Origin of the sequence: Mesorhizobium marinum, from assembly GCF_040813675.1 — a bacterium.
Classification (GTDB): domain Bacteria; phylum Pseudomonadota; class Alphaproteobacteria; order Rhizobiales; family Rhizobiaceae; genus Mesorhizobium_K; species Mesorhizobium_K marinum.
In genome coordinates this window covers 401,368-420,612 of record NZ_JBFOCI010000002.1, presented here as the reverse complement: position 1 = coordinate 420,612, position 19,245 = coordinate 401,368, and the positions used below count along the sequence as shown (strand labels likewise).

At 65.9% G+C, this 19,245-nt stretch carries 22 protein-coding genes; 10 read left to right on the top strand and 12 right to left on the bottom strand.

The window, feature by feature from the left end; translation table 11 throughout:
* The first annotated feature begins 1 nt into the window (after window position 1).
* Window positions 2–826, top strand: coding sequence for an amino acid ABC transporter permease (locus ABUE31_RS07560; protein ID WP_367722917.1), 825 nt, complete (start codon window positions 2–4; stop codon window positions 824–826).
* 70 nt (window positions 827–896) lie between these two features.
* Window positions 897–1,663, top strand: a protein-coding gene (locus tag ABUE31_RS07555) for an IS5 family transposase (protein WP_367722482.1) whose coding sequence is annotated in 2 segments (ribosomal slippage) — window positions 897–1,221 and window positions 1,221–1,663 — 768 coding nt in all. Because the reading frame shifts where the segments join, the coding sequence is not laid out codon by codon here.
* On the opposite strand, the gene ABUE31_RS07550 is transcribed toward ABUE31_RS07555, so the two are convergent.
* The 5 genes from ABUE31_RS07550 to sdhC are packed head-to-tail and all read right to left on the bottom strand — an operon-like array spanning window position 1,660 to window position 5,719.
* Window positions 1,660–2,298: a YceH family protein gene (locus ABUE31_RS07550; RefSeq protein WP_367722916.1), complete on the bottom strand. Its 639-nt coding sequence runs from the start codon at window positions 2,296–2,298 to the stop codon at window positions 1,660–1,662. The two genes, ABUE31_RS07555 and ABUE31_RS07550, sit on opposite strands and share 4 nt — an antisense overlap.
* A gap of 2 nt (window positions 2,299–2,300) precedes the next feature.
* The gene (locus tag ABUE31_RS07545; RefSeq protein ID WP_367722915.1) at window positions 2,301–3,080 is read right to left on the bottom strand and encodes a succinate dehydrogenase iron-sulfur subunit; all 780 of its coding nucleotides are present in this window, start codon (window positions 3,078–3,080) and stop codon (window positions 2,301–2,303) included.
* Between the two features lie 15 nt (window positions 3,081–3,095).
* Entirely contained in the window at window positions 3,096–4,928 is a 1,833-nt protein-coding gene (gene sdhA / locus ABUE31_RS07540) for a succinate dehydrogenase flavoprotein subunit (RefSeq protein ID WP_367722914.1), read from the bottom strand.
* Between the two features lies 1 nt (window position 4,929).
* Window positions 4,930–5,313, bottom strand: coding sequence for a succinate dehydrogenase, hydrophobic membrane anchor protein (sdhD, locus tag ABUE31_RS07535; RefSeq protein ID WP_367722913.1), 384 nt, complete (start codon window positions 5,311–5,313; stop codon window positions 4,930–4,932).
* 1 nt (window position 5,314) lies between these two features.
* On the bottom strand, window positions 5,315–5,719 hold the full coding sequence (gene sdhC, locus ABUE31_RS07530) for a succinate dehydrogenase, cytochrome b556 subunit (RefSeq protein WP_367722912.1): 405 nt from the start codon (window positions 5,717–5,719) through the stop codon (window positions 5,315–5,317).
* 461 nt (window positions 5,720–6,180) lie between these two features.
* On the opposite strand from sdhC, the gene ABUE31_RS07525 reads away from it, so the two are divergent.
* The 3 genes from ABUE31_RS07525 to ABUE31_RS07515 are packed head-to-tail and all read left to right on the top strand — an operon-like array spanning window position 6,181 to window position 8,831.
* Window positions 6,181–6,597 (top strand): hypothetical protein, encoded by a 417-nt coding sequence (locus tag ABUE31_RS07525; RefSeq protein ID WP_367722911.1) that lies wholly within the window; start codon window positions 6,181–6,183, stop codon window positions 6,595–6,597.
* A gap of 60 nt (window positions 6,598–6,657) precedes the next feature.
* On the top strand, window positions 6,658–7,977 hold the full coding sequence (locus ABUE31_RS07520) for a hypothetical protein (RefSeq protein ID WP_367722910.1): 1,320 nt from the start codon (window positions 6,658–6,660) through the stop codon (window positions 7,975–7,977).
* The gene (locus ABUE31_RS07515; protein ID WP_367722909.1) at window positions 7,974–8,831 is read left to right on the top strand and encodes a COG3904 family protein; all 858 of its coding nucleotides are present in this window, start codon (window positions 7,974–7,976) and stop codon (window positions 8,829–8,831) included. Before ABUE31_RS07520 ends, ABUE31_RS07515 begins: the two co-directional genes overlap by 4 nt.
* Before the next feature lie 7 nt (window positions 8,832–8,838).
* Here ABUE31_RS07515 and ABUE31_RS07510 read toward each other — a convergent pair whose 3' ends face one another.
* Both ABUE31_RS07510 and ABUE31_RS07505 read right to left on the bottom strand, forming a co-directional pair.
* Window positions 8,839–10,047, bottom strand: coding sequence for a GGDEF domain-containing protein (locus tag ABUE31_RS07510; protein ID WP_367722908.1), 1,209 nt, complete (start codon window positions 10,045–10,047; stop codon window positions 8,839–8,841).
* Window positions 10,048–10,151: 104 nt separating this feature from the next.
* Window positions 10,152–11,354: a GGDEF domain-containing protein gene (locus tag ABUE31_RS07505; RefSeq protein ID WP_367722907.1), complete on the bottom strand. Its 1,203-nt coding sequence runs from the start codon at window positions 11,352–11,354 to the stop codon at window positions 10,152–10,154.
* A 142-nt stretch (window positions 11,355–11,496) separates the two neighbouring features.
* Between ABUE31_RS07505 and ABUE31_RS07500 the strand changes: the two genes are divergently transcribed.
* Window positions 11,497–11,808, top strand: coding sequence for a hypothetical protein (locus ABUE31_RS07500; RefSeq protein ID WP_367722906.1), 312 nt, complete (start codon window positions 11,497–11,499; stop codon window positions 11,806–11,808).
* A 66-nt stretch (window positions 11,809–11,874) separates the two neighbouring features.
* Here ABUE31_RS07500 and leuC read toward each other — a convergent pair whose 3' ends face one another.
* Both leuC and ABUE31_RS07490 read right to left on the bottom strand, forming a co-directional pair.
* Entirely contained in the window at window positions 11,875–13,284 is a 1,410-nt protein-coding gene (gene leuC / locus ABUE31_RS07495) for a 3-isopropylmalate dehydratase large subunit (RefSeq protein WP_367722905.1), read from the bottom strand.
* Window positions 13,285–13,513: 229 nt separating this feature from the next.
* A complete protein-coding gene (locus ABUE31_RS07490) occupies window positions 13,514–14,071 on the bottom strand; it encodes a MarR family winged helix-turn-helix transcriptional regulator (RefSeq protein WP_367722904.1) in 558 nt (185 codons plus the stop codon).
* Between the two features lie 92 nt (window positions 14,072–14,163).
* Here ABUE31_RS07490 and ABUE31_RS07485 point away from each other — a divergent pair, with 92 nt between their 5' ends.
* A complete protein-coding gene (locus ABUE31_RS07485) occupies window positions 14,164–14,877 on the top strand; it encodes a hypothetical protein (protein ID WP_367722903.1) in 714 nt (237 codons plus the stop codon).
* Here ABUE31_RS07485 and ABUE31_RS07480 read toward each other — a convergent pair.
* Together ABUE31_RS07480 and ABUE31_RS07475 are read right to left on the bottom strand one after the other, a co-directional pair.
* The gene (locus ABUE31_RS07480; RefSeq protein WP_367722902.1) at window positions 14,861–15,439 is read right to left on the bottom strand and encodes an MgtC/SapB family protein; all 579 of its coding nucleotides are present in this window, start codon (window positions 15,437–15,439) and stop codon (window positions 14,861–14,863) included. The genes ABUE31_RS07485 and ABUE31_RS07480 overlap by 17 nt on opposite strands.
* A 123-nt stretch (window positions 15,440–15,562) precedes the next feature.
* Window positions 15,563–15,988: an OsmC family protein gene (locus ABUE31_RS07475; RefSeq protein ID WP_367722901.1), complete on the bottom strand. Its 426-nt coding sequence runs from the start codon at window positions 15,986–15,988 to the stop codon at window positions 15,563–15,565.
* 212 nt (window positions 15,989–16,200) lie between these two features.
* Here ABUE31_RS07475 and ABUE31_RS07470 point away from each other — a divergent pair, with 212 nt between their 5' ends.
* Window positions 16,201–16,431, top strand: a complete 231-nt coding sequence (locus ABUE31_RS07470) for a hypothetical protein (RefSeq protein ID WP_367722900.1) — start codon at window positions 16,201–16,203, stop codon at window positions 16,429–16,431.
* A complete protein-coding gene (locus tag ABUE31_RS07465) occupies window positions 16,428–16,784 on the top strand; it encodes a YciI family protein (RefSeq protein WP_367722899.1) in 357 nt (118 codons plus the stop codon). The genes ABUE31_RS07470 and ABUE31_RS07465 overlap by 4 nt, the downstream gene beginning before the upstream one ends.
* Window positions 16,785–16,801: 17 nt before the next feature.
* On the opposite strand, the gene ABUE31_RS07460 is transcribed toward ABUE31_RS07465, so the two are convergent.
* Window positions 16,802–18,058 (bottom strand): ubiquinone biosynthesis hydroxylase, encoded by a 1,257-nt coding sequence (locus ABUE31_RS07460; RefSeq protein ID WP_367722898.1) that lies wholly within the window; start codon window positions 18,056–18,058, stop codon window positions 16,802–16,804.
* Window positions 18,059–18,153: 95 nt separating this feature from the next.
* Between ABUE31_RS07460 and ABUE31_RS07455 the strand changes: the two genes are divergently transcribed.
* The gene (locus ABUE31_RS07455) at window positions 18,154–19,017 is read left to right on the top strand and encodes an acyl-CoA thioesterase (RefSeq protein WP_367722897.1); all 864 of its coding nucleotides are present in this window, start codon (window positions 18,154–18,156) and stop codon (window positions 19,015–19,017) included.
* Window positions 19,018–19,245 lie beyond the last annotated feature (228 nt).

Here is a 19,245-nt window from a genome sequence, read left to right as displayed (position 1 = left end):
CATGGCGAATGTCGCGCCCGGGCGTCCGGGCAGGAAAGAACTGCCCTGGTGGCTGGTGGCGGCGGTGGCGATCGCGGTGGTGGTCGCGATCGTGATCGCGACCAGCGAGATCTACTCGCAGGTCTTCAATATCGTCCTCAAGGGTGTAGGGATCACGATCTTCGTCACGATCGTCGCCTTCGCGATGGCGTCGGCGCTCGGTCTCGCGGTCGCGCTCATGGCATTGTCGCCGTCGCGCTTGCTGAGCCAGAGCGCGCGCTTCTACGTCGAGATCATTCGCGGCATTCCGATCCTGGTGCTGCTGTTCTGGATCGCCTTCGCCGGAGTCCCGGCCTTCGTGGCCGGCTGGAACTTCGTGATGGCCCCGCTGACCAAGGCTGGCCTTGTCGGCGAACTCCAGGTGCGAGACGTCTCGTTGCTGTGGCGGGCGATCATCGCGTTGACGATCGCTTATTCGTCCTTCATCGCCGAGATCTTCCGCGCCGGCATCCAGGCTGTCGACGCCGGACAGATCGAAGCCGCCAAGGCGCTTGGCCTGTCACGCTATCGGCGCTTTCGCCATGTTGTCTGGCCGCAGGCGTTCCGCACCATCCTGCCGCCCTACTCCAACGACTTCGTCGCCATGGTGAAGGACAGTTCACTGGTGTCGGTGCTCGGCGTCGCCGACATCACCCAGATGGGCAAGGTCTATGCGGCAGGTTCGTTCCGCTTCTTCGAGACCTATTCGATCGTCGCCTACATCTACCTGATCCTGACGGTCGGCCTGTCGATCTCGCTGCGCGCGCTGGAGCGGCGGCTGCGCGCGCAAGGCGTGCCGCAGGACTAGGGCGCGTACTCAATAGGCCTTGCTGATTGGTCGCGGTGTTGATTCAAGGGTTCCGGAAGGAGGCCTTGAAATGGCGCGATACGATCTGAACGAGGCGGAGTGGCGGATTGTCGAGCCGCTACTTCCTGCGGCTGGCAAGGGTAAGCGTCGGGTTGACGACCGTCGGGTGGTCAACGGCATCTTCTATGTGCTGAGGACAGGATCGCCGTGGCGTGATCTGCCGGAACGGTATGGGCCATACACGACGGTCTACAACCGCTTCAATCGTTGGGCCAAGAAGGGGGTATGGCTCGGCCTGTTCGAGGCCCTGGCGGCCCAGTCGCCGCAGTCTCTTCACCTGATCGACTCGTCGATCGTGCGGGCCCACCAGCACGCAGCCGGTGGAAAAAAGGGGGTCCGGATCACGCCATCGGCCGTTCTCGTGGCGGACTGAGCACCAAGATCCATGCCGTCGTCGATCAAGACGGACTGCCGGTCCGGTTGTTGATCACGCCTGGGCAGGCGTCAGACAAGACCGCCGTGCCAGATCTTCTGGCGGGATTGCCGCCAGCTCGGGCGCTCGTCGCCGACCGTGGCTACGACAGCCGCGCCATCATCGATCTCGTCCGCAGGGCAGGCGGTGAGGCCCATATCCCGACCCAGAGCCGCGTCAAGGCCCAACGCTCCGTCGATCACGAACTCTACAGACGCCGCAACCTGGTCGAGCGCTTCTTCTGCAAGATCAAGCAGTTCCGGCGCATCGCCACTCGCTTCGAAAAGCACGCCACGAACTTCCTCGCCGCTGTCGCACTCGCTTCGGCTAGACTCTGGATGCGTTCAGTTGAGTCCACGCCCTAGTCGCCGATCAGGAGTTTCAGCTTCTCCGAGAGCTCGGCGACCTGGCGCTCCAGCGTCTCCACGCGCTCCTCGAGGTCGGATCGCGGCGCAGCGGCGGCCGGTGCGGAACCGGAAGGGGATTGGGGGGAAATCTGCACTTCCCCGGACAGGAGATGCGCGTAGCGTTCCTCGCGCTGGCCGGGGCCGCGCTCGATCAACTGCACCAGGGGCGGCCGGCGGCCGATCAGCAGGTCGAGGTCGCCGCGCAGCTGCTCGATCGACTGGAAGCGCGCCATGCGCTCGGTGCGCGCCATCAGTTCATGCGCCGTCTGGGGGCCGCGCAGGAGCATCAGCCCGAGCAACGCGATCTGCGGCTGCGTCAGCGAGAACGCCTGCGCGAGCTGATGCTCGTAGCGCTCGACGCGCGATGCGAAGACCTGGCGAACCAGCCCCTTGTCCATCAGCAGCCTCAGCGCCCGGTGAACGTCTCCCTGTTCCAGGGTCATCACGGGTTCGCGCGATGTCTTCTGGTTGGTCGCCGACTGCAGCCCGTTGACCGTCATCGGATAGACGTCGGGCGTCAGTTCCTTCTTCTCGATGAGCGAACCGAGAACACGCACTTCGGCGGGGTTGAGGATGGGGAGGTCGTCCGACACAGTCAGACCCGCCGCTCCACCATCATCTTCTTGATCTCGGCGATCGCCTTTGCCGGGTTGAGACCCTTGGGGCAGGTCTGCGCGCAGTTCATGATGGTGTGGCAGCGGTAGAGCCGGAACGGGTCTTCCAGGTTGTCCAGCCGCTCGCCGGTCGCCTCGTCGCGGCTGTCGATCAGCCAGCGATAGGCCTGCAGCAGCACGGCCGGACCCAGGTAGCGCTCGCCGTTCCACCAGTAGCTGGGGCATGAGGTCTGGCAGCAGAAGCAGAGGATGCACTCGTAGAGACCGTCGAGCTTCTGCCGGTCCTCGTGGCTTTGCAGCCACTCCTTCGCCGGCTCGGGCGAAACGGTCGTCAGATAGGGATTGATCGACGCCAGCTGCGCATAGGGCACCGTCAGGTCGGGCACGAGGTCCTTGACGACCGGCATGTGCGGCAGCGGGTACACCTTCACCGCGCCCTTGATCTCGTCGCAGCCCTTGGTGCAGGCGAGCGTGTTCGAGCCGTCGATGTTCATCGCGCAGGAACCGCAGATGCCCTCGCGGCACGAGCGGCGCAGCGTCAGCGTCGGGTCGATCTTGTTCTTGATGTAGAGCAGTGCATCCAGAACCATCGGACCGCAGTCGTCCATGTCGACGAAATAGGTGTCGATGCTGGGGTTCTCGCCGTCGTCGGGATTCCAGCGGTAGATGCGGTACTCGCGCAGGTTGGTCGCGCCCTCGGGCTTCGGCCAGGTCTTGCCCTGCCTGACCTGCGAGTTCCTGGGAAGGGTGAGTTCAACCATCGGAAGCCATCCTTCTCAATAGACCCGCGCCTTGGGCGCGATCTTGGCCGGATCGATGCCGCCTTCGGCGACCGGCAGCATGGTTTCGGTGTGCACCGGCCGGTAGCTGAGCGTTACCTTGCCGTCGGGCGCCACATGCGCCAGCGTGTGCTTGCGCCAGTTGGCGTCGTCGCGGCTGGAGAAGTCTTCGCGTGCGTGCGCGCCGCGGCTCTCCTTGCGGGCTTCGGCGCCGTGGACGGTGGCGATGGCGTTGGCCATCAGGTTCTCCAGTTCCAGCGTCTCGACAAGATCGGAATTCCAGATCATCGAGCGGTCGCTGACGCGCAGGTCCTTGAGTTCGCCCCAGATTTCGGAAATGCGCTTGCAGCCCTGCTCGAGCGATTCCTGCGTGCGGAAGACGGCGGCATCCTCCTGCATGGCGCGCTGCATCTTGTCGCGCAGCGTGGCCGTGGGCGAACCGCCATTGGCATGGCGCAGCCTGTCGAAGCGATCCATGATCTTGTCGACCGCCGCCGTGTTGATCGCGGGCGCAGGCGCTTCGCGGTCGACGACCTGGCCGGCGCGGATCGCGGCGGCGCGGCCGAACACGACGAGGTCGATCAGCGAGTTGGAGCCGAGACGGTTGGCTCCGTGCACGGACGCGCAGCCGGCTTCGCCGACCGCCATCAGGCCTGGCAACACGCGATCGGGGTCGTCGGCAGTCGGGTTCAGCACCTCGCCCCAATAGTTGGTCGGGATGCCGCCCATGTTGTAGTGGACCGTCGGCAGCACCGGGATCGGCTCGCGCGTCACGTCGACGCCGGCGAAGATCTTCGCCGATTCGGAGATGCCCGGCAGCCGCTCGGCCAGCACCGCGGGATCGAGATGGTCGAGGTGCAGGAAGATGTGGTCCTTGTTCTTGCCGACGCCGCGTCCCTCGCGGATCTCCATGGTCATGCAGCGCGAGACGACGTCGCGGCTGGCAAGGTCCTTGGCCGAGGGCGCATAGCGCTCCATGAAGCGCTCGCCCTCCGAGTTGACGAGATAACCGCCTTCGCCGCGGGCACCCTCGGTGATGAGGCAGCCGGCGCCGTAGATGCCGGTCGGGTGGAACTGCACGAACTCCATGTCCTGGAGCGGCAGCCCGGCGCGGGCGACCATGCCGCCGCCGTCGCCGGTGCAGGTGTGCGCCGATGTCGCCGAGAAGTAGGCGCGGCCGTATCCGCCGGTCGCCAGCACCACCATCTTGGCGGAGAAGCGGTGGATGGTGCCGTCGTCGAGATTCCAGGCGACGACGCCGGTGCAGCGGCCGTCCGGTTCCATGATCAGGTCGAGCGCGAAATACTCGATGAAGAACTGGGCGTTGTGCTTGAGCGACTGGCCGTAAAGGGTGTGCAGGATGGCGTGGCCGGTGCGGTCGGCCGCCGCGCAGGTGCGCTGGACTGGCGGACCGTCGCCGAAGTTCATCATGTGGCCGCCGAACGGCCGCTGGTAGATCTTGCCTTGCTCGGTGCGCGAGAAGGGAACGCCGTAGTGCTCGAGTTCGTAGACCGCGGCCGGCGCCTCGCGCACCATGTATTCCATGGCGTCGACGTCGCCCAGCCAGTCCGATCCCTTGACGGTATCGTACATGTGCCACTGCCAACTGTCGGGGCCCATGTTCTGCAGCGAGGCGGCGATGCCGCCCTGCGCGGCAACCGTGTGCGAACGCGTGGGGAACACCTTGGTGATGCAAGCCGTCTTGAGGCCCTGTTCGGCCATGCCGAGCGTGGCGCGCAGGCCCGCGCCGCCGGCGCCGACGACGACGACGTCGAACGTGTGGTCGACATAGGTGTAGGCCGAACCGCCGGCCTTCTTTGCTTCCGTCACCTCAGCCCCCAAATGCCAGTTTGACAAGTGCCCAGGCGCAGGCTGCGCCGACGGCGATGGCGAAGAAGGTATTGAGCATGACCAGCGCCAGCTTCAGGCCTTCGCCGTGAACGTAGTCCTCGATGATGACCTGCATGCCGAGGCGCATGTGGTAGAGCGCCGAGAACAGCATGAGGGCGAACATCACGGCGACGAACGGATTGGCAAAGGCTGCCTGCACCGTCGCGTGGTCGGCTCCGTTGATCGAGATCAGGAAGCCGATGAAGAAGAGCACCAGGGGGATGTTGGCGACGGCCGTCAGCCGCTGCCGCCAGAAGTGCCCGGCGCCTTCGCGGGCCGAGCCCAGTCCACGGATCCTCCCGAGCGGCGTGCGCATGTCGGACATGTCAGAACCCCCTCGCGGCGTATCCCGCAAACCAGATGAGCGCGGTCAGCACGACCGAACCGGCGACGGTCGCCGAGGCGATGCGGGACGCGGTGTGCTTTTCCAGGCCGGCGCCGGTATCCCAGACGAGATGACGCACGCCCCCCAGCAGGTGGTGGACCAGCGCCCAAGTGTAGCCGAACAGGATGAGCCGGCCGATCCAGGATCCGAAAATCGAGTTAACGAACTCGAAGTAGCTTTCGGACGCTGCGGCGGCGACCAGCCACCAGGCCACCAGCAGCGTTCCGAAATAGAGCGCCCCGCCGGTCACGCGATGCAGGATCGACATCGTCATCGTGATGGGCCAGCGATAGACCGTCAAATGCGGCGAAAGCGGTCGGGCTCGGGTGGCTGTGACCTTGCTCATGGCTCCCCCAGATGGCGCCGGTCTCCCGCGCGCAGTTTTGTCCGCATGCGGGATTTTGCGATGGTTGCTGCCGCTTCCCTAAAACTCTTTTTGCACCGCGTCAAAGCGGGAAGCCGCACAAAGGCCACATATTAGCGGCCGATCGGCGATCCCGATGGCTGCGCACAAACTTCAATCGGTTGAAGCGTTTAGCCGGCCATCCGGGTCTTTGCGGAAGGCGAATCAGACATGCCGCGACGGGACCTCCTCAGCCTCGGGTTCGCCTGTGGCGCGACAGCATCCGAGCACGGACGGCCTGCCTTGGGCTGTTGATATTAACCATGTTGCCGAAGGCGTGAACGCAGACGGGCCTTTGGCTCTTAACAAAGCTTAAGAAAGCGTTAACTTGCGGGATGAGGAGGCGAGGAACCGTCGGCCCTTGGGGCCTGCCGGCTTCCGACCCACACCGAGGATGACGCGCCATGCGTTTGAGATTGAGCGAATTGGGTTTCCTGCCGCTCGCGCTGGGCCTGTTGGCGGTCCCGGCCTTGCCTGCCCATGCCGGCAGCGGCCCCCAGCACGATCGGATCTATGCCGACAGTTTCGGAAATCTGGTTGTGCACAGCCGCGGCGGCTACAAGCGCATCGTCGTCGGCCAGGGTCACCTCGCGCGCGAACTCGCTGAATACGAGCAGCAGGGCGAGCCCCATGTCGTCTATCTGGACGACGCTGCCGAAGCGGGCACGCCGTATGAATGCTGGCGGCCGGCAGTCCTGCTGAAGGGCCGCAGCTACATGTACGGCCTCGAGGACGGCGAGCTTCCCGACCTGCCCGGAAAATGGTGCGGCCTTCCGGAACGCGCTGCGCCGGGCGCGGCGCTCAGGCGTGTCCAGCCCTGATTCCGTCACTTCCCGGCTCGCAACAGGCGGGCCGGAGTCCGTTTTGAAAGCCAGCGAGCGATGAGCCGCGCCGTCCAGACCCGCCGCCTCAGGGAACACATCGCCTCGCTGCAGACGATGACCCGTTTCGTCCTGGCGACGCTGGCGCTGGGCAGCGGCGTCTATACCTACCTGGGCGTGCGGTCCCTGCTCGACGGTTCGGCAACGATCATCTTCTTCGCCGCCATCATCTATTCGGTCTCGGTTTCGGTCGCCATGTACGGCTTCTGGACCTACCTGATCCGCTTCCTTCCGGAGATGCGCGACGGCGGATCGCGGCTGTCTCTCGTCGGCATCATGGTGGTCGGCTCGGCGATGATCGTCGCGATGTCATCCTGGCTGAACGCCGCGGCGCTGGCCGGTTCCGCCGCCGTCGAGCAGCACCTCGCGGTGACCCTCGAGGACTATACGGCCGATCTGGACCAGGCTCACAGCAACGCGCTCGGCGCATTGTCGCTGCTGCCCGACATCCAGCGCGCCTCCGAGCGGTTCGCCCGGCTCGCCGCCGACGAACAGGCGACCGGCGCGCTGACCGGCACGTCCGGTTCGGGCAGCGTCGTCCAGTTGCTGACGCAGATGTCGGCCCAGATGAACGAACTGGCCGCGACGATCGAGGGATCGCGCGAAACGGTGCAACTCAGCTTCGCCGAGGGCCAGGCTCACCTTGCGACCATGCGAACGCTGGTTTCGTCGCCGGGCCAGATCGCGCCGCGCTCCGACGCGTTCGCATCCGAGGCGGTCAAGCTGACCGGCGTGATCGCCGCGCTCGAGCAGACCTCGATCGCTCCGTCCGTCATGCGGGCGGCCGCCGACCTGTCGGTCGGCTTCATAGCGCCGGTCGCGGACGGCAATTCTGCCGACCTCGCCGGTCGGCAGGATCAGGTCATGGCGACCATCCGGTCGTCGGTCGAAGCGCAGTCCGCCGCGCTCGCGGAAGCCGCCGGCGAGATCCTGGCGCAGCCCAAGGTGCCGGACCGCCGCTACGTGCCGCTGACGGCGGCAGAGGCCGTGATCCGCTATGCCTCGGATTTCGTGCCGAGTTGGGCGGGCGCCATCTCGATCGACCTGCTGCCCGCCGTGCTTGTCGGCATCATGTGCGTCGTGCACGGCGCGATGCGGCGCGGCGAGGATGAGATCGACGATGCCGACAGGATCACCGCGGGCGACCTGTTGCGGTCGCTCGACCTGCACGAGGCGCTTTTGGCACGCCGCAGGGCATCTGCGGACATTGCAGACGATGCGCCGGTCGATGGCGCGGACCAGACACGGCGCGAGCATCGGCCTGCAGCCGAAAACGTGATGTCCCTGACGCTCGGCGAGCGCAAGCGGAGCGATCCATGACACAGATGCAGACGGCGTCGTCCCTCCATCCACCGGGCCTGCCTGGCTCGGCTCCGGCCCGGCAAAACGGTTTCGTGCGGTACTTTTCACGCTTCGACGACGGCGAGGTCGTGCGCTGGGCGTTTCGCGGCCTCCTGCTGGGCGCGATCGGGGTGCTCGCGCTCGACCTGGTCGACCTCTCGCGGGAGAACGGCTGGTGGGGACCGGACGAGGCCCGGTTCGAGGTCCCGACCGACCCGGTTCTCCCGCCGGTGATCCAGACAGGCTTGCCGGTGCCGCCTGACGATCCGCGCCGCTTCGTCACCGCCGGCGAGGAACTCCTCGCGCGCAACATGACATTTACGCTTCGCGCCGGCGGCGTGCTTGCCGCCGAAGGCAGCATCGACCCCGGCGCGTCGGCGCGCCTGGCGGCCGAGCTCGAAGCCCGCGGCGAATATGTGAAGGTGCTCACGCTCAACTCGCCTGGCGGGGCGCTCGACGACGCCATGGCGATGGCCAGGCAGATACGCGGCAAGGGTATCTCGGCCACCGTCGACGACGGGGCGCTATGCGCATCGTCGTGTCCGCTGCTGCTTGCTGGCGGCGTTACGCGAACCGTGGGACCCATGGCGGCCGTTGGCGTGCATCAGTTCTATGCGGGAGAGGCGACCCCGACTGCGCCTGCCCAGGCAATGGCCGATGCGCAGATGACGACGGCCCGCATCTCGCGCCACCTCATCGAGATGGGCGTCGACCCGGCGCTATGGCTGCATGCGCTCGATACGCCGCCACAGGCGCTCTACTACCTCTCTGCGCCGGAAATGACGGAGTACCGGCTGGTCACCACGCCGATCGAAACGGCCCAGGCACACTAGGCCGGCCTCAGGTCAGGCTTATCGCTGCGCCGGAATCGTCGTCCGAGCGCCGGCCACCCGGCCTCGGAGCGATCTTCACGCAATCCCGGCCGCTGTTCTTGGCGAGGTAGAGGGCCTTGTCGGCGCGCGCCATGAGGTCGCCGATGCCTTCGCCCCTGGCGAGTTCCGCCACGCCGAAGCTCGAGGTGAATCGCTTGGTCGACGGCAAGCCCTCGACCGCCATGGAGGCGAAGGCATTGCGCGCGCCTTCCGCGAACAGTCGCGCCGCCACGAGGTTGGTGCCGGGCATCAGGATCGCGAATTCCTCGCCGCCGACCCGACCCGCCACATGGTGAGGAGCCATCGCCGAGCGCAGGAAACCCGAGAAGGTGACGATCACCGCGTCTCCCGCCGCATGGCCGAAATTGTCGTTGATCGACTTGAAGTGGTCGAGATCGGCGATCACCAGCGACACCGGCAATCCGAGGCGGCGGGCATCGTGGAGGGCGACCGACGCATGTGTCTCGAATCCGCCACGGTTGAGAAGACCCGACATCGTGTCGGTTTCGGACCGGGCGTGGGCATCGGAAAGCACGTCGCGGACGAGGATGACCAGCAGCAGCAGGGCAAGCGCCATGGCGAAGACCGTGCCCATCGACTGCGAGAACATCGCGTAGATCGTCGAGAGATACTGGTCGGGGCTGTCTCCCGTTCCGCCGAAGGCCCTGAAGAGCAGGGGTTTCGACAGGAACTGCAGCGCGCTCGCCGCAAGCAGGACCAGAAGCATGTTGTCGAGCGCGGTTCGTCCCTTCGACTGCGCGACGATGCCCGCGGCGATGGCCTGGAGGACGAAGAAGGGCGACTGGTAGAGCAGCATGCGCATGAACGACTGCCGCGACAAGTCCTGGATGAAGTAGCAGGTGACGAGAGCGACCATCGATATGGCGCAAAGCGTCACCAGGGGGACGGGCACCGCGTATTTTCGCGCAATGCCGATGTTGAACACCGAAAGGGCCGCAAGAAGGGCGCCGTAGGACGCCATAACGAGCAGCGTCGAGGTTCCCACCGTCGCGATGGCGAACTCGATGAGGAAGTTCGACATGCCGATGGCATAGCTGAGCGCCAGCCAGCGCGCAGCCTCCCTGCGCCGGTCGTAGGCGGCGATCGCCGCGAACGAGGCGGCGAGCAGGCCCGCCACGAAGAGATTGATTGCGAGGATGAACCCTGCGCCGGTCACGGTTTCAGCACTGCCCTTCCTTGGGGAGCCCAGTACACCACGCAGCCCGCAAAGAAGGTGTTAACACACAACCCTCCGGTTGTACCGCCCGGCAATGCATTCGCTCAGGCGGACCGCTGGACGATCTCGAGCGGCGGCGGGGGCTCCGGCGTGCGCTGATACGAGACGCGGATGCTGTCACGGCCATCCCGCTTGGCATGGTAGAGGGCTTCGTCGGCACGGCGGGTAAGATCGTCCAGCGTCTCGTCAATGGAGTGGACGGCGATTCCGAAGCTTGCCGTGACCCTGACGTGGCCGGGCAGCCCATCGATCGATCCGGCCGAAAAAACGGTGCGGACGGCCTCTGCGAAGAGGCGAGCCGCCGCGGGATCGGCCATCGGTATGAGGACCGCGAATTCCTCGCCGCCGAGGCGCCCTGCTACTGCGCGCAGGCCGGCGGCGCTGCGCAGCCGGGCGGCGAACTCCGCGATGACGCGGTCACCGGCCGCGTGACCGTGGCTGTCGTTCAGGGCCTTGAAGCGGTCGAGGTCGGCGACGACAAGCGCCGCTGGCAGCCCGGATGCCCTGCAGGTGTCGAGCATCGCCGACGCCTTCGCCTCGAAACCGCGGCGGTTGAGCAGGCTGGACAACGGGTCGGTCAGCGATTCCGAACGCAGCGTCCTCAGCATGTCCAACGCCTCGGCGGTCAACAGGCTGAGCGCGATCAGCAGCGACAGCACCGCATGGGACAAGAGAGCCGTCGTCCAATACAGCGAGGAATAGAAGCCTTCATAGCCGGCATAGGGCCCGTGAAGGGCGACCACCATCACGGTGCGCACGATGAAGTTGACGCCCGAAAGCGCCGCCAGCACGATCAGCAGCCGCTCGATGGGTCCGCGATTTGGCACCGCGCGGATCTCGGCTGCCACGACAAGGCTGATGCCGCCGAATGCGAAGTTGACGGACAGGATGCGCCAGGTCAGGTCGGGCTGGACGAACATGAACCAGGCAAAGGCGCCGAACCCGCCGACGGCGAATACGACGAACGCCGGCCATGGGATCGGTCGGTTGTAGCGCGCCAAGATTGCGACTGTGAGGCAGAGGGCCGAAGCCATGAATGCCCCGACAGAAAGCATCCTGGTCGCCGGAAAGCCGATGGAAAGCGTGAAGTGCTGCAGCAGGAAGCCCGTCGCAGATCCGGCATAGGCGATCACCACCAGGAGGAGATAGCCCCTTTCGCGCGTGTTGAGCCAGAGCAGCAAAAATGCCGCCGCCAGCGTCAGTGCGATCGCCGGATTTAGCAGCGATATGAATAGACCCGTGCTCAAAACGCCGCTGCCCCCTGCGGAATCCTGTCGGTTTTAGGTGGCAGGGACGAAAATACCGTTAAGCACAGACAGCGGATTTGAGGCACAATCACCGAAGCGGAGCGGCGCTTCCGCAAATATTTCCATCGCAACGGAGATACCAATGGCCGAAACCGTTCTCGTCACCGACCATGAAACGATCCGGGACTGGGCCGCCGCCCGCTCCGGATACCCGGCCGTCGTCGACATTTCGCCGGCTGGCGGAACGCAACCCATGTTGCGGCTGGTGTTCGGCCAGGCCGCCTATCAGGACCAGGATCGCGCTGAGCGGCCGATCAACGCCGGCGGGTTCGAGCTCGTGGAATGGGACGAGTGGTTCAAGCTGTTCGAGGAATACCAGCTGGCCCTGATCGTCGGCAAGGACGTGCCCGGCCGGCGCGACAACTTTCACGAGATCGTGCGGCGGCCGGACTGACGCGTCGGAGCGCGCCCTGACGGCAACGCGCCGGGCCCGCCCGGCGCGTTGGAGTGGCCAGTCGGCCTAGTTCCAGTCGCGAATGTCGACGAAATGCCCGGCGATGGCCGCAGCCGCCGCCATCGCGGGCGACACGAGGTGGGTGCGGCCCTTGAAGCCCTGGCGGCCCTCGAAGTTGCGGTTGGACGTCGAAGCGCAGCGCTCGTGCGGCTTCAGGCGGTCGTCGTTCATGGCGAGGCACATCGAGCAGCCCGGCTCGCGCCAGTCGAAACCCGCCTCGATGAAGATCTTGTCCAGCCCCTCCGCCTCGGCCTGAGCCTTCACCAGGCCCGAGCCCGGAACGATCATGGCGTTGACGCTCGGATTGACCTTCTTGCCCTTGGCGACGGCTGCGACGGCGCGCAGGTCCTCGATGCGGCCGTTGGTGCAGGAGCCGATGAAGACACGGTCGAGCTTGATGTCCGTGATCCGGGTGCCCGGCTCGAGACCCATGTATTCCAGCGCGCGCTTCTTGGAGTTGCGCTTGTTCTCGTCCTCGATCTCGTCGGGATCGGGCACGACGCCGAGCACGGAGGTAACGTCTTCGGGCGACGAACCCCAGGTGACGATCGGCGGCAGTTTGGCCGCGTCGAGCACCACGACCTTGTCGAAATGCGCGCCTTCGTCGGACTTCAGCGTCTTCCAGTAGTCGAGCGCCATGTCCCACGCCTCGCCCTTCGGCGCGCGCGGCTTGTCCTTCACATAGGCGAAGGTCGTCTCGTCGGGCGCGATCAGGCCGGCGCGGGCGCCGCCCTCGATCGACATGTTGCAGACGGTCATGCGGCCTTCCATCGACAGCGAGCGGATTGCCTCGCCGGCATACTCGATGACGTAGCCGGTGCCGCCGGCCGTGCCGATCTCGCCGATGATGGCGAGGATGATGTCCTTCGCCGTCACGCCGGCAGGCAGTTGCCCGTCGACGCGCACCAGCATGTTCTTGGCCTTCTTCTGGATCAGCGTCTGGGTGGCCAGCACATGCTCGACCTCCGACGTGCCGATGCCGTGCGCCAGCGCACCGAAAGCGCCGTGCGTCGAGGTGTGGCTGTCACCGCAGACGATCGTCATGCCGGGCAGGGTGAAGCCCTGCTCGGGGCCGATGATGTGCACGATGCCCTGACGGCGATCCTTCTCGGAATAGTATTCGACCCCGAAGTCGGCGGCGTTCCTGGCGAGTGCCTCGACCTGGACGCGGCTTTCCTCGTTCTTGATGCCGTTCACGCGGTCCGGGGAGGTCGGTACGTTGTGGTCGACCACGGCCAGCGTCTTTTCCGGATGCCTGACCTTGCGCCCGGCCATGCGCAGGCCTTCGAACGCCTGCGGGCTGGTGACTTCGTGGACGAGGTGTCGGTCGATCCACAGCAGGCACGTGCCGTCGGGATCGCGCTGGACGACGTGGTCGTCGAAGATCTTGTCGTAGAGGGTGCGCGGTGCGCTCATGTGCGTAAATCCGTCGATTGAGACAATGGGGAAGTCCGGATGGGCCGGAGTTCGTCAGCCGCCTGTCAGGCGAGAAGGCTGGTCATTGCGCCGGACACGCGCGCAAAGAACCGCGCCGGCAGGCGCTTCCTGTCCTGCAGCACGAAGCCCTTGTAGGCCGGATCGCCAAACAACTCTTCCATGGCTGGGGCTCATATCAAGCTTTTGACGACGCGGCAATCACACCGCCCTACGCCGCTTCCTGTTCGTAGCAGATCTGGCCAGCCTCGGCGTCTGCCAGCGGCTGGTGCAACAGTCGGCAGAAATGCCGGCCCGGACCGTCACTGTCGCCGGCGAAATGGCGGCAGGTCCGGCACATGCCGAACGGCCTGCCGCCGCCGGCGGCGATCCGCTTGCCGAGCAGCGCATCCAGCCCGGCCTCGAGCCCTTGCCGGGTTTCGTTCGAAAGCTCGTCGACCGCATGGCGCAGCGTTTCGATCTCGTCCTTTTCCAGCATCGCCCATCCCGCAGGCGTCAGGGCAAGGCGGACCGAGCGGCGGTCGCCCGGGTTGGCTGCCTTCTCGACCAGCCCGACGCGCTCGAGTGACATCACGGTTTGCGAGACGGTGCCCTTGGTCGAGCCGAGATAGGCCGTCAGCGCACCTGGCGTGCGCGAAAACCGGTTGGCGCGGGAGAGATAGCGCAACGCGTCCCATTGGGCGGGCTTGAGGCCGTGGGCATGGCCCTCGTTGGCCACTGCGCGCGCCATCCTCTCGATCAGTTCGACGGTTCTGTTCCGGGCATCCATGTCAATTTAGTATCGTATCAATACCAGTATTGCAACCGTGGAGGGCGCGTGCTAGCGCTAAATGGTATCGTAACGATACTAAGGAGAGAAATATGAAGATCCACCTGCTTGCCGTCGCTTTCGCGGCCGTCGCGACCACCGCATCCGCCCACGACGTGAAAAGCCCGGTCGACCCTGCAAAGCCGGCGCCGTTCGACATCACCGCCGCTTCGGCCAGCACGGACGGGCGCCTCGTCACTTTCGCCATGGAACTCGCCGGCGAGGCTGGTTCGATCAAGCCCGAGGCGACCGGCAGGCTGCCCGGAGCCAAGGTTGCCGCCTATGTCTGGCCGACGGCACTTGATCCCGCCACCGCCGGCTTCGCTGAAAAGTCCGGAATCCTGGCGCTTGCGATCACCGCCCATCCGGATTTCGACGACACGCCGCTGTTCGACGAGAACGGCAACGGAGATCCTTCTGACGACGGGGAATCCTGGCATTCCCACTGGGTGGTGCTTGGCGAGGACGCAGGCTGCGGCGCCGGCCTGAAGGTGCTCGACGTATCACCTGGCGTCGACATCCTGCCGGCGACCGCTCCGATGCTGCCCGTGGCGTTGGACAGCCCCGGCATGTCGCCGCAGTTCTCCGGCACCACGGCCCGCATCACCGTACCGGTCAAGGGCGGCGAGCAGGCAGCTTTCGATGCGGCAACCGCGGAGCTTCAGGTCAATGGCGAGGGCAAGACGCCGCTGCTCTGCGTGACCGGCGTGCACGACGTCGCCTCGGGTGACCTGTCGATGCCGGGCCGCATCACGAAGGAGAAGTGACGCGCTCGGGCGCGCCATTGGAACCGCGCGGCTCCGAACCTTTGGTGCCGGAGCCGCCGTCCTCGGCCGTAGCCAGATCTTCGCTCCGGTTTAGCTCCATTCCTGACTCGAAGGCAAAGAGCAGGATCAGTACAAGCAGCGCGAGAACGGTGGCGAAGAGCGCGATCTGCCAGAGGCCGATGCCGCTCGCCACGCCAATGGCGCCGGCGAGCCACATGCCGGCACCTGTCGTCAGTCCGTGAACCTGGCCGCGCGTGAAGATGACGACGCCGGCGGCGAGGAAGGCGACGCCCGCTGTCACCGCCTCGATGATGCGGATCGGGTCGAACCGGCCGGTCTGCTTTTCGAACATCGGTGCGTGTACGATCTCGATCGTCAGGATGGCGAAGGTCGCCGCCGCCACGCAGACGAGGATGTGCGTCCTGAGGCCGGCCGGCCGCTTGCGCCACTCGCGTTCAAAGCCGATCGCCGCGCCGAACAGCGCCGCCAGAAGAAGGCGCGCCGCCATGACCGGGAAGGGCGTGTATGTCGGGTGGGCGAATTCTTCGACGAGTTGTTCCATCGATCCCCCGTGCATATCGGTTGGCCATGAACGCGCATTCAGCGCGGCAGGTTCCAGCAGGACGCGATGGGATCGGGACGTTCGGGCCGCCGGGCGCGCCTTTGCGCCCGGCAACCGACGTGATCAGGCGAGGCGTGCGTCCAGCGACACGTTGATGGCGCCGAGCGCGCGCGATACCGGGCATTCGGCCTTTGCCTTGTCCGCCAGTTCCCTGAATTTGGCCGCATCGATGCCGGGAACGGTACCGGTCAGCGTAAGTGCGCTGCCCGTGATCCCGGTGCCAGGCACCAGGGTGACCACGGCCTTTGCGTCGAGCTTTTCGGCCGGAGTGCCGTTCTCGGCCAGGAAATGCGATAGCTGCATCGCAAAGCACCCGGCATGGGCTGCCGCCAGGAGCTCTTCCGGGTTGGTGCCCGATTTGCCGCTTTCGTCCTCGAAGCGTCCCTTGAACGAATAGCCGAGGCCCTGGAGGGCCCCGCTTTGGGCATCGAGCTTGCCGGCGCCTTCCTTCAGCGTGCCGCTCCAGACGGCTGTGGCGTGACGGTCCATGGTCTTCTCCTGGGTTGCGAGGACAATGTTCAGAGGATGGCGCCGGCCCAAGGCGGCGGTGGCGCTTTTATAGCGCGGGAAGCCGCGCCGGTTCGACCGCAAAAACACGGGTCGGCGATGAAAGATGCGGGATGAAGGCGTCAAGAATGTCGGCGTCGTCGCGCCGTGTCCGTCCTTGCCCCGAGCCGCATGCCGCGGCCCGGGAGGAAAGCTTGGACGTTCTCCACCATGCCGCCTGGCAATGCGCCGCCCTCTGGCGAAGGCGTCGCGAGCGCGCTCGCCCCGAACCGCCGGCGCCCTCACCGACCGCCTCCGGCTTCGGCCGTTTGCTGGCGGCGGCGCTTGTCATTGCGTCTGTCGTGTTCATGCTCGAGCGGGCCGCCGACCGCGCGCTCTCGATTGCCGCGGCCACCCCTTCAAGCCATGCAGGAGAGATCGAATGAACTATGTCTGCCTCGTCTACGGTGAAGAAAAACACATCGAGGGACTGGGGGCCGAGGGGCTCGCCGAGCTCGACCGCCGTTCTGTCGCCTACGACAAGTGGATCGAGAAGGCCGGCAAGCTGGTCATCGCCCAGGCCCTGCAGTCGGTGAAGACGTCGAAGACGGTCCGCAGGCGCAACGGCAAGGTCGCCATGACCGACGGGCCGTTCGCGGAAACCAAGGAGCAGCTTCTCGGCTTCGTCATGCTGGACGCCGGCAGCCTGGACGAGGCCCTCGCCATCGCGGCTGACATCCCGATCGCCGAGTTCGGCTCCATCGAAGTGAGGGCCGTCTACGATGTTCCGGGACGGTGAAGTCCGAACGGCTCGATTCAGATCGCTTCGCCCCGGAGCAGCCGCGGCGTGTCGCCGCCGAGGCCGGACGCCTGGCGTATGAAGAACTCCTTCATCCGGGGCATCCGGTCGACCAGCCCCAGCCCGATGTCGCGGATCTGGCGCAAGGGGCCGATGTCGTTGGAGAAGAGCCGGTTCAGCACATCGGTGGTGATGCCCATCTGGACGGTGTCGAAGCGTCGCCATTGCTGGTAGCGCTCCAGCACGTCCAGCGCCCCGATGTCCTGCCCGAGGCGGTCGGCCTCGACAATCGTCTCGGCGAGCGCGGCTGCGTCCTTGAAGCCAAGGTTGAGCCCCTGGCCGGCGATCGGATGGATTCCATGCGCGGCGTCGCCGGCCAGAGCGAAACGCGGAGCGACGAAGGCGCGGGCGAGCGTCAGGCCGAGCGGCCAGGCGCGGGGCTTGCCCTCGACGCTGATCTCTCCGAGCTTCAGGCCGAAACGCTGCTCGAGTTCTACCTCGAACACCAGTTCGTCGCCGGCAACCAGCCTGTTGGCGTCCTCGGTCCGCTCCGACCAGACGATCGACGACCGGTTGACGCCGTTCTTGTCTGGTTTCAGGGGCAGGGTTGCGAACGGTCCCGCGGGGAAGAAATGCTCCTCCGCGCGGCCATTGTGCGGACGTTCGTGCCTGACGGTGCAGACAATGCCGGACTGGCCGTACTCCCACGTCACCGTCTTGATGCCGGCCATGTCGCGCAGCTTTGATTTCACGCCGTCGGCGGCGACGAGCAGCCTGGTCTTAAGGGAAACGCCGTCGGCAAGGTGAACCTTGGTGACGGCGGGGCCGGTCTCGAAGGAGGAAACCGCGACGCCTTCGATGATGTCGATCCCGAGAGCGGCGGCGCGGCGGCGCAGCGAACCGTTGAGCACCTTGTTGGCGACCATGTACGCAAAAGGCTCGCCGGGAGCCACTTCGCCCTGGAACGTCAGGAAGACCGGGCGTACGGGATCCGACGCGCGCGAATCGGTGATGACCATGTCGGTGATCGCCTGGGCCTCCGGCGCGATGTCGTCCCAGCACCGGAGGCGTTCGAGCATGCGGCAGGCCGCAGCTGCTATCGCCGAAGCGCGGGGATCCTTTTCCCAGGCGTTTGCCGGCGCGGCGTCGACGATCGCAACGCGCAGCCCGGGGCGTGCCGCCTTCAGCGAAACCGCTGTTGCCAGGCCGACATAGCCGGCGCCGGCCACGAGGACGTCGAGCGGGCCGTCCGTTACCCCTGCTGCCTTCGCCATCGCGCTTCTCCCGACCTCTCGTCTTGACTTGCCCGTCCCGGTCCCGCTGATGGAAGCCGTCTGTACCGAGCCTGTAGCAGGAAGGGCGCGAAACAATGACGGCTGCCATGCAGGAGCTTCTCGCCATTCTCGACCTGGAGCGGCTCGAGCACAATCTGTTTCGAGGTCGCAGCCCGAAACTGGACTGGCAGCGCGTCTTCGGCGGGCAGACGATCGCGCAGGCCCTGGTCGCGGCCCAGCGAACGGTCGATCCCGACCGCCACGTGCATTCCCTGCACGGCTACTTCATGAGGCCGGGCGACACCAAGGTACCGATCGTCTACGAAGTCGACCGCATCCGCGACGGCGGCAGCTTCACCACGCGGCGCGTGGTCGCGATCCAGCACGGCCACGCGATCTTCTCGCTTGAAGCGTCCTTCCAGGTCGAGGAGCCCGGTCTCGACCACCAGGTCCCCATGCCGCTCGGCGTCCCGGCTCCCGATTCACTGCTCGACCAGCGACAGCTCATCAGCGCGTTCGGCGAGGCCGTGCCGACCGGGATCCGCCGGTACTGGGAGCGCGACCGGCCTATCGAGATGAAGCCGGTCATGCTGAAGCACTATACCAGCCGCGAAAAGCTGGAGCCGCACCAGAACATCTGGATCCGCACGACGGGACCGGTTCCCGCCGACCGCGCCGTTCAGACCGCGGTACTCGCCTATCTCTCCGACATGACCCTGCTCGACACGTCGACCTTCGCGCATGGCCGCGCCATCTTTGATCCGGACATCCAGGCGGCGAGCCTCGATCACGCCATGTGGTTCCACCGGCCGCACCCCCTCGACGGCTGGCTGCTCTATACGCAGGACAGCCCTTCGACGCAGGGCGGGCGCGGCTTCACGCGGGGCGCCATCTATGGCCAGGACGGCACGCTGATCGCCTCGGTAGCCCAGGAAGGCCTGATCCGCATTCGGCGTTAGGTGAATTTTTAGGCATCTTTTCAGAATTGCCTAATTTGAAGGCAAGGCAAATCCTGCCTCGACATCCGCCTGACCGAAAGCGGCGGCGATAGCCCTTCACTTACAACAGGTTAACGGTCGGCTCCGGCAACTGGCACGGAGCTTGATTTGCGTTTCGCACTTACCCGGGTTCCGCGAGGTTTCCGGAAAGTCACGTGTAACGCGGGGACCCGCAATCAGCGAAGGGTG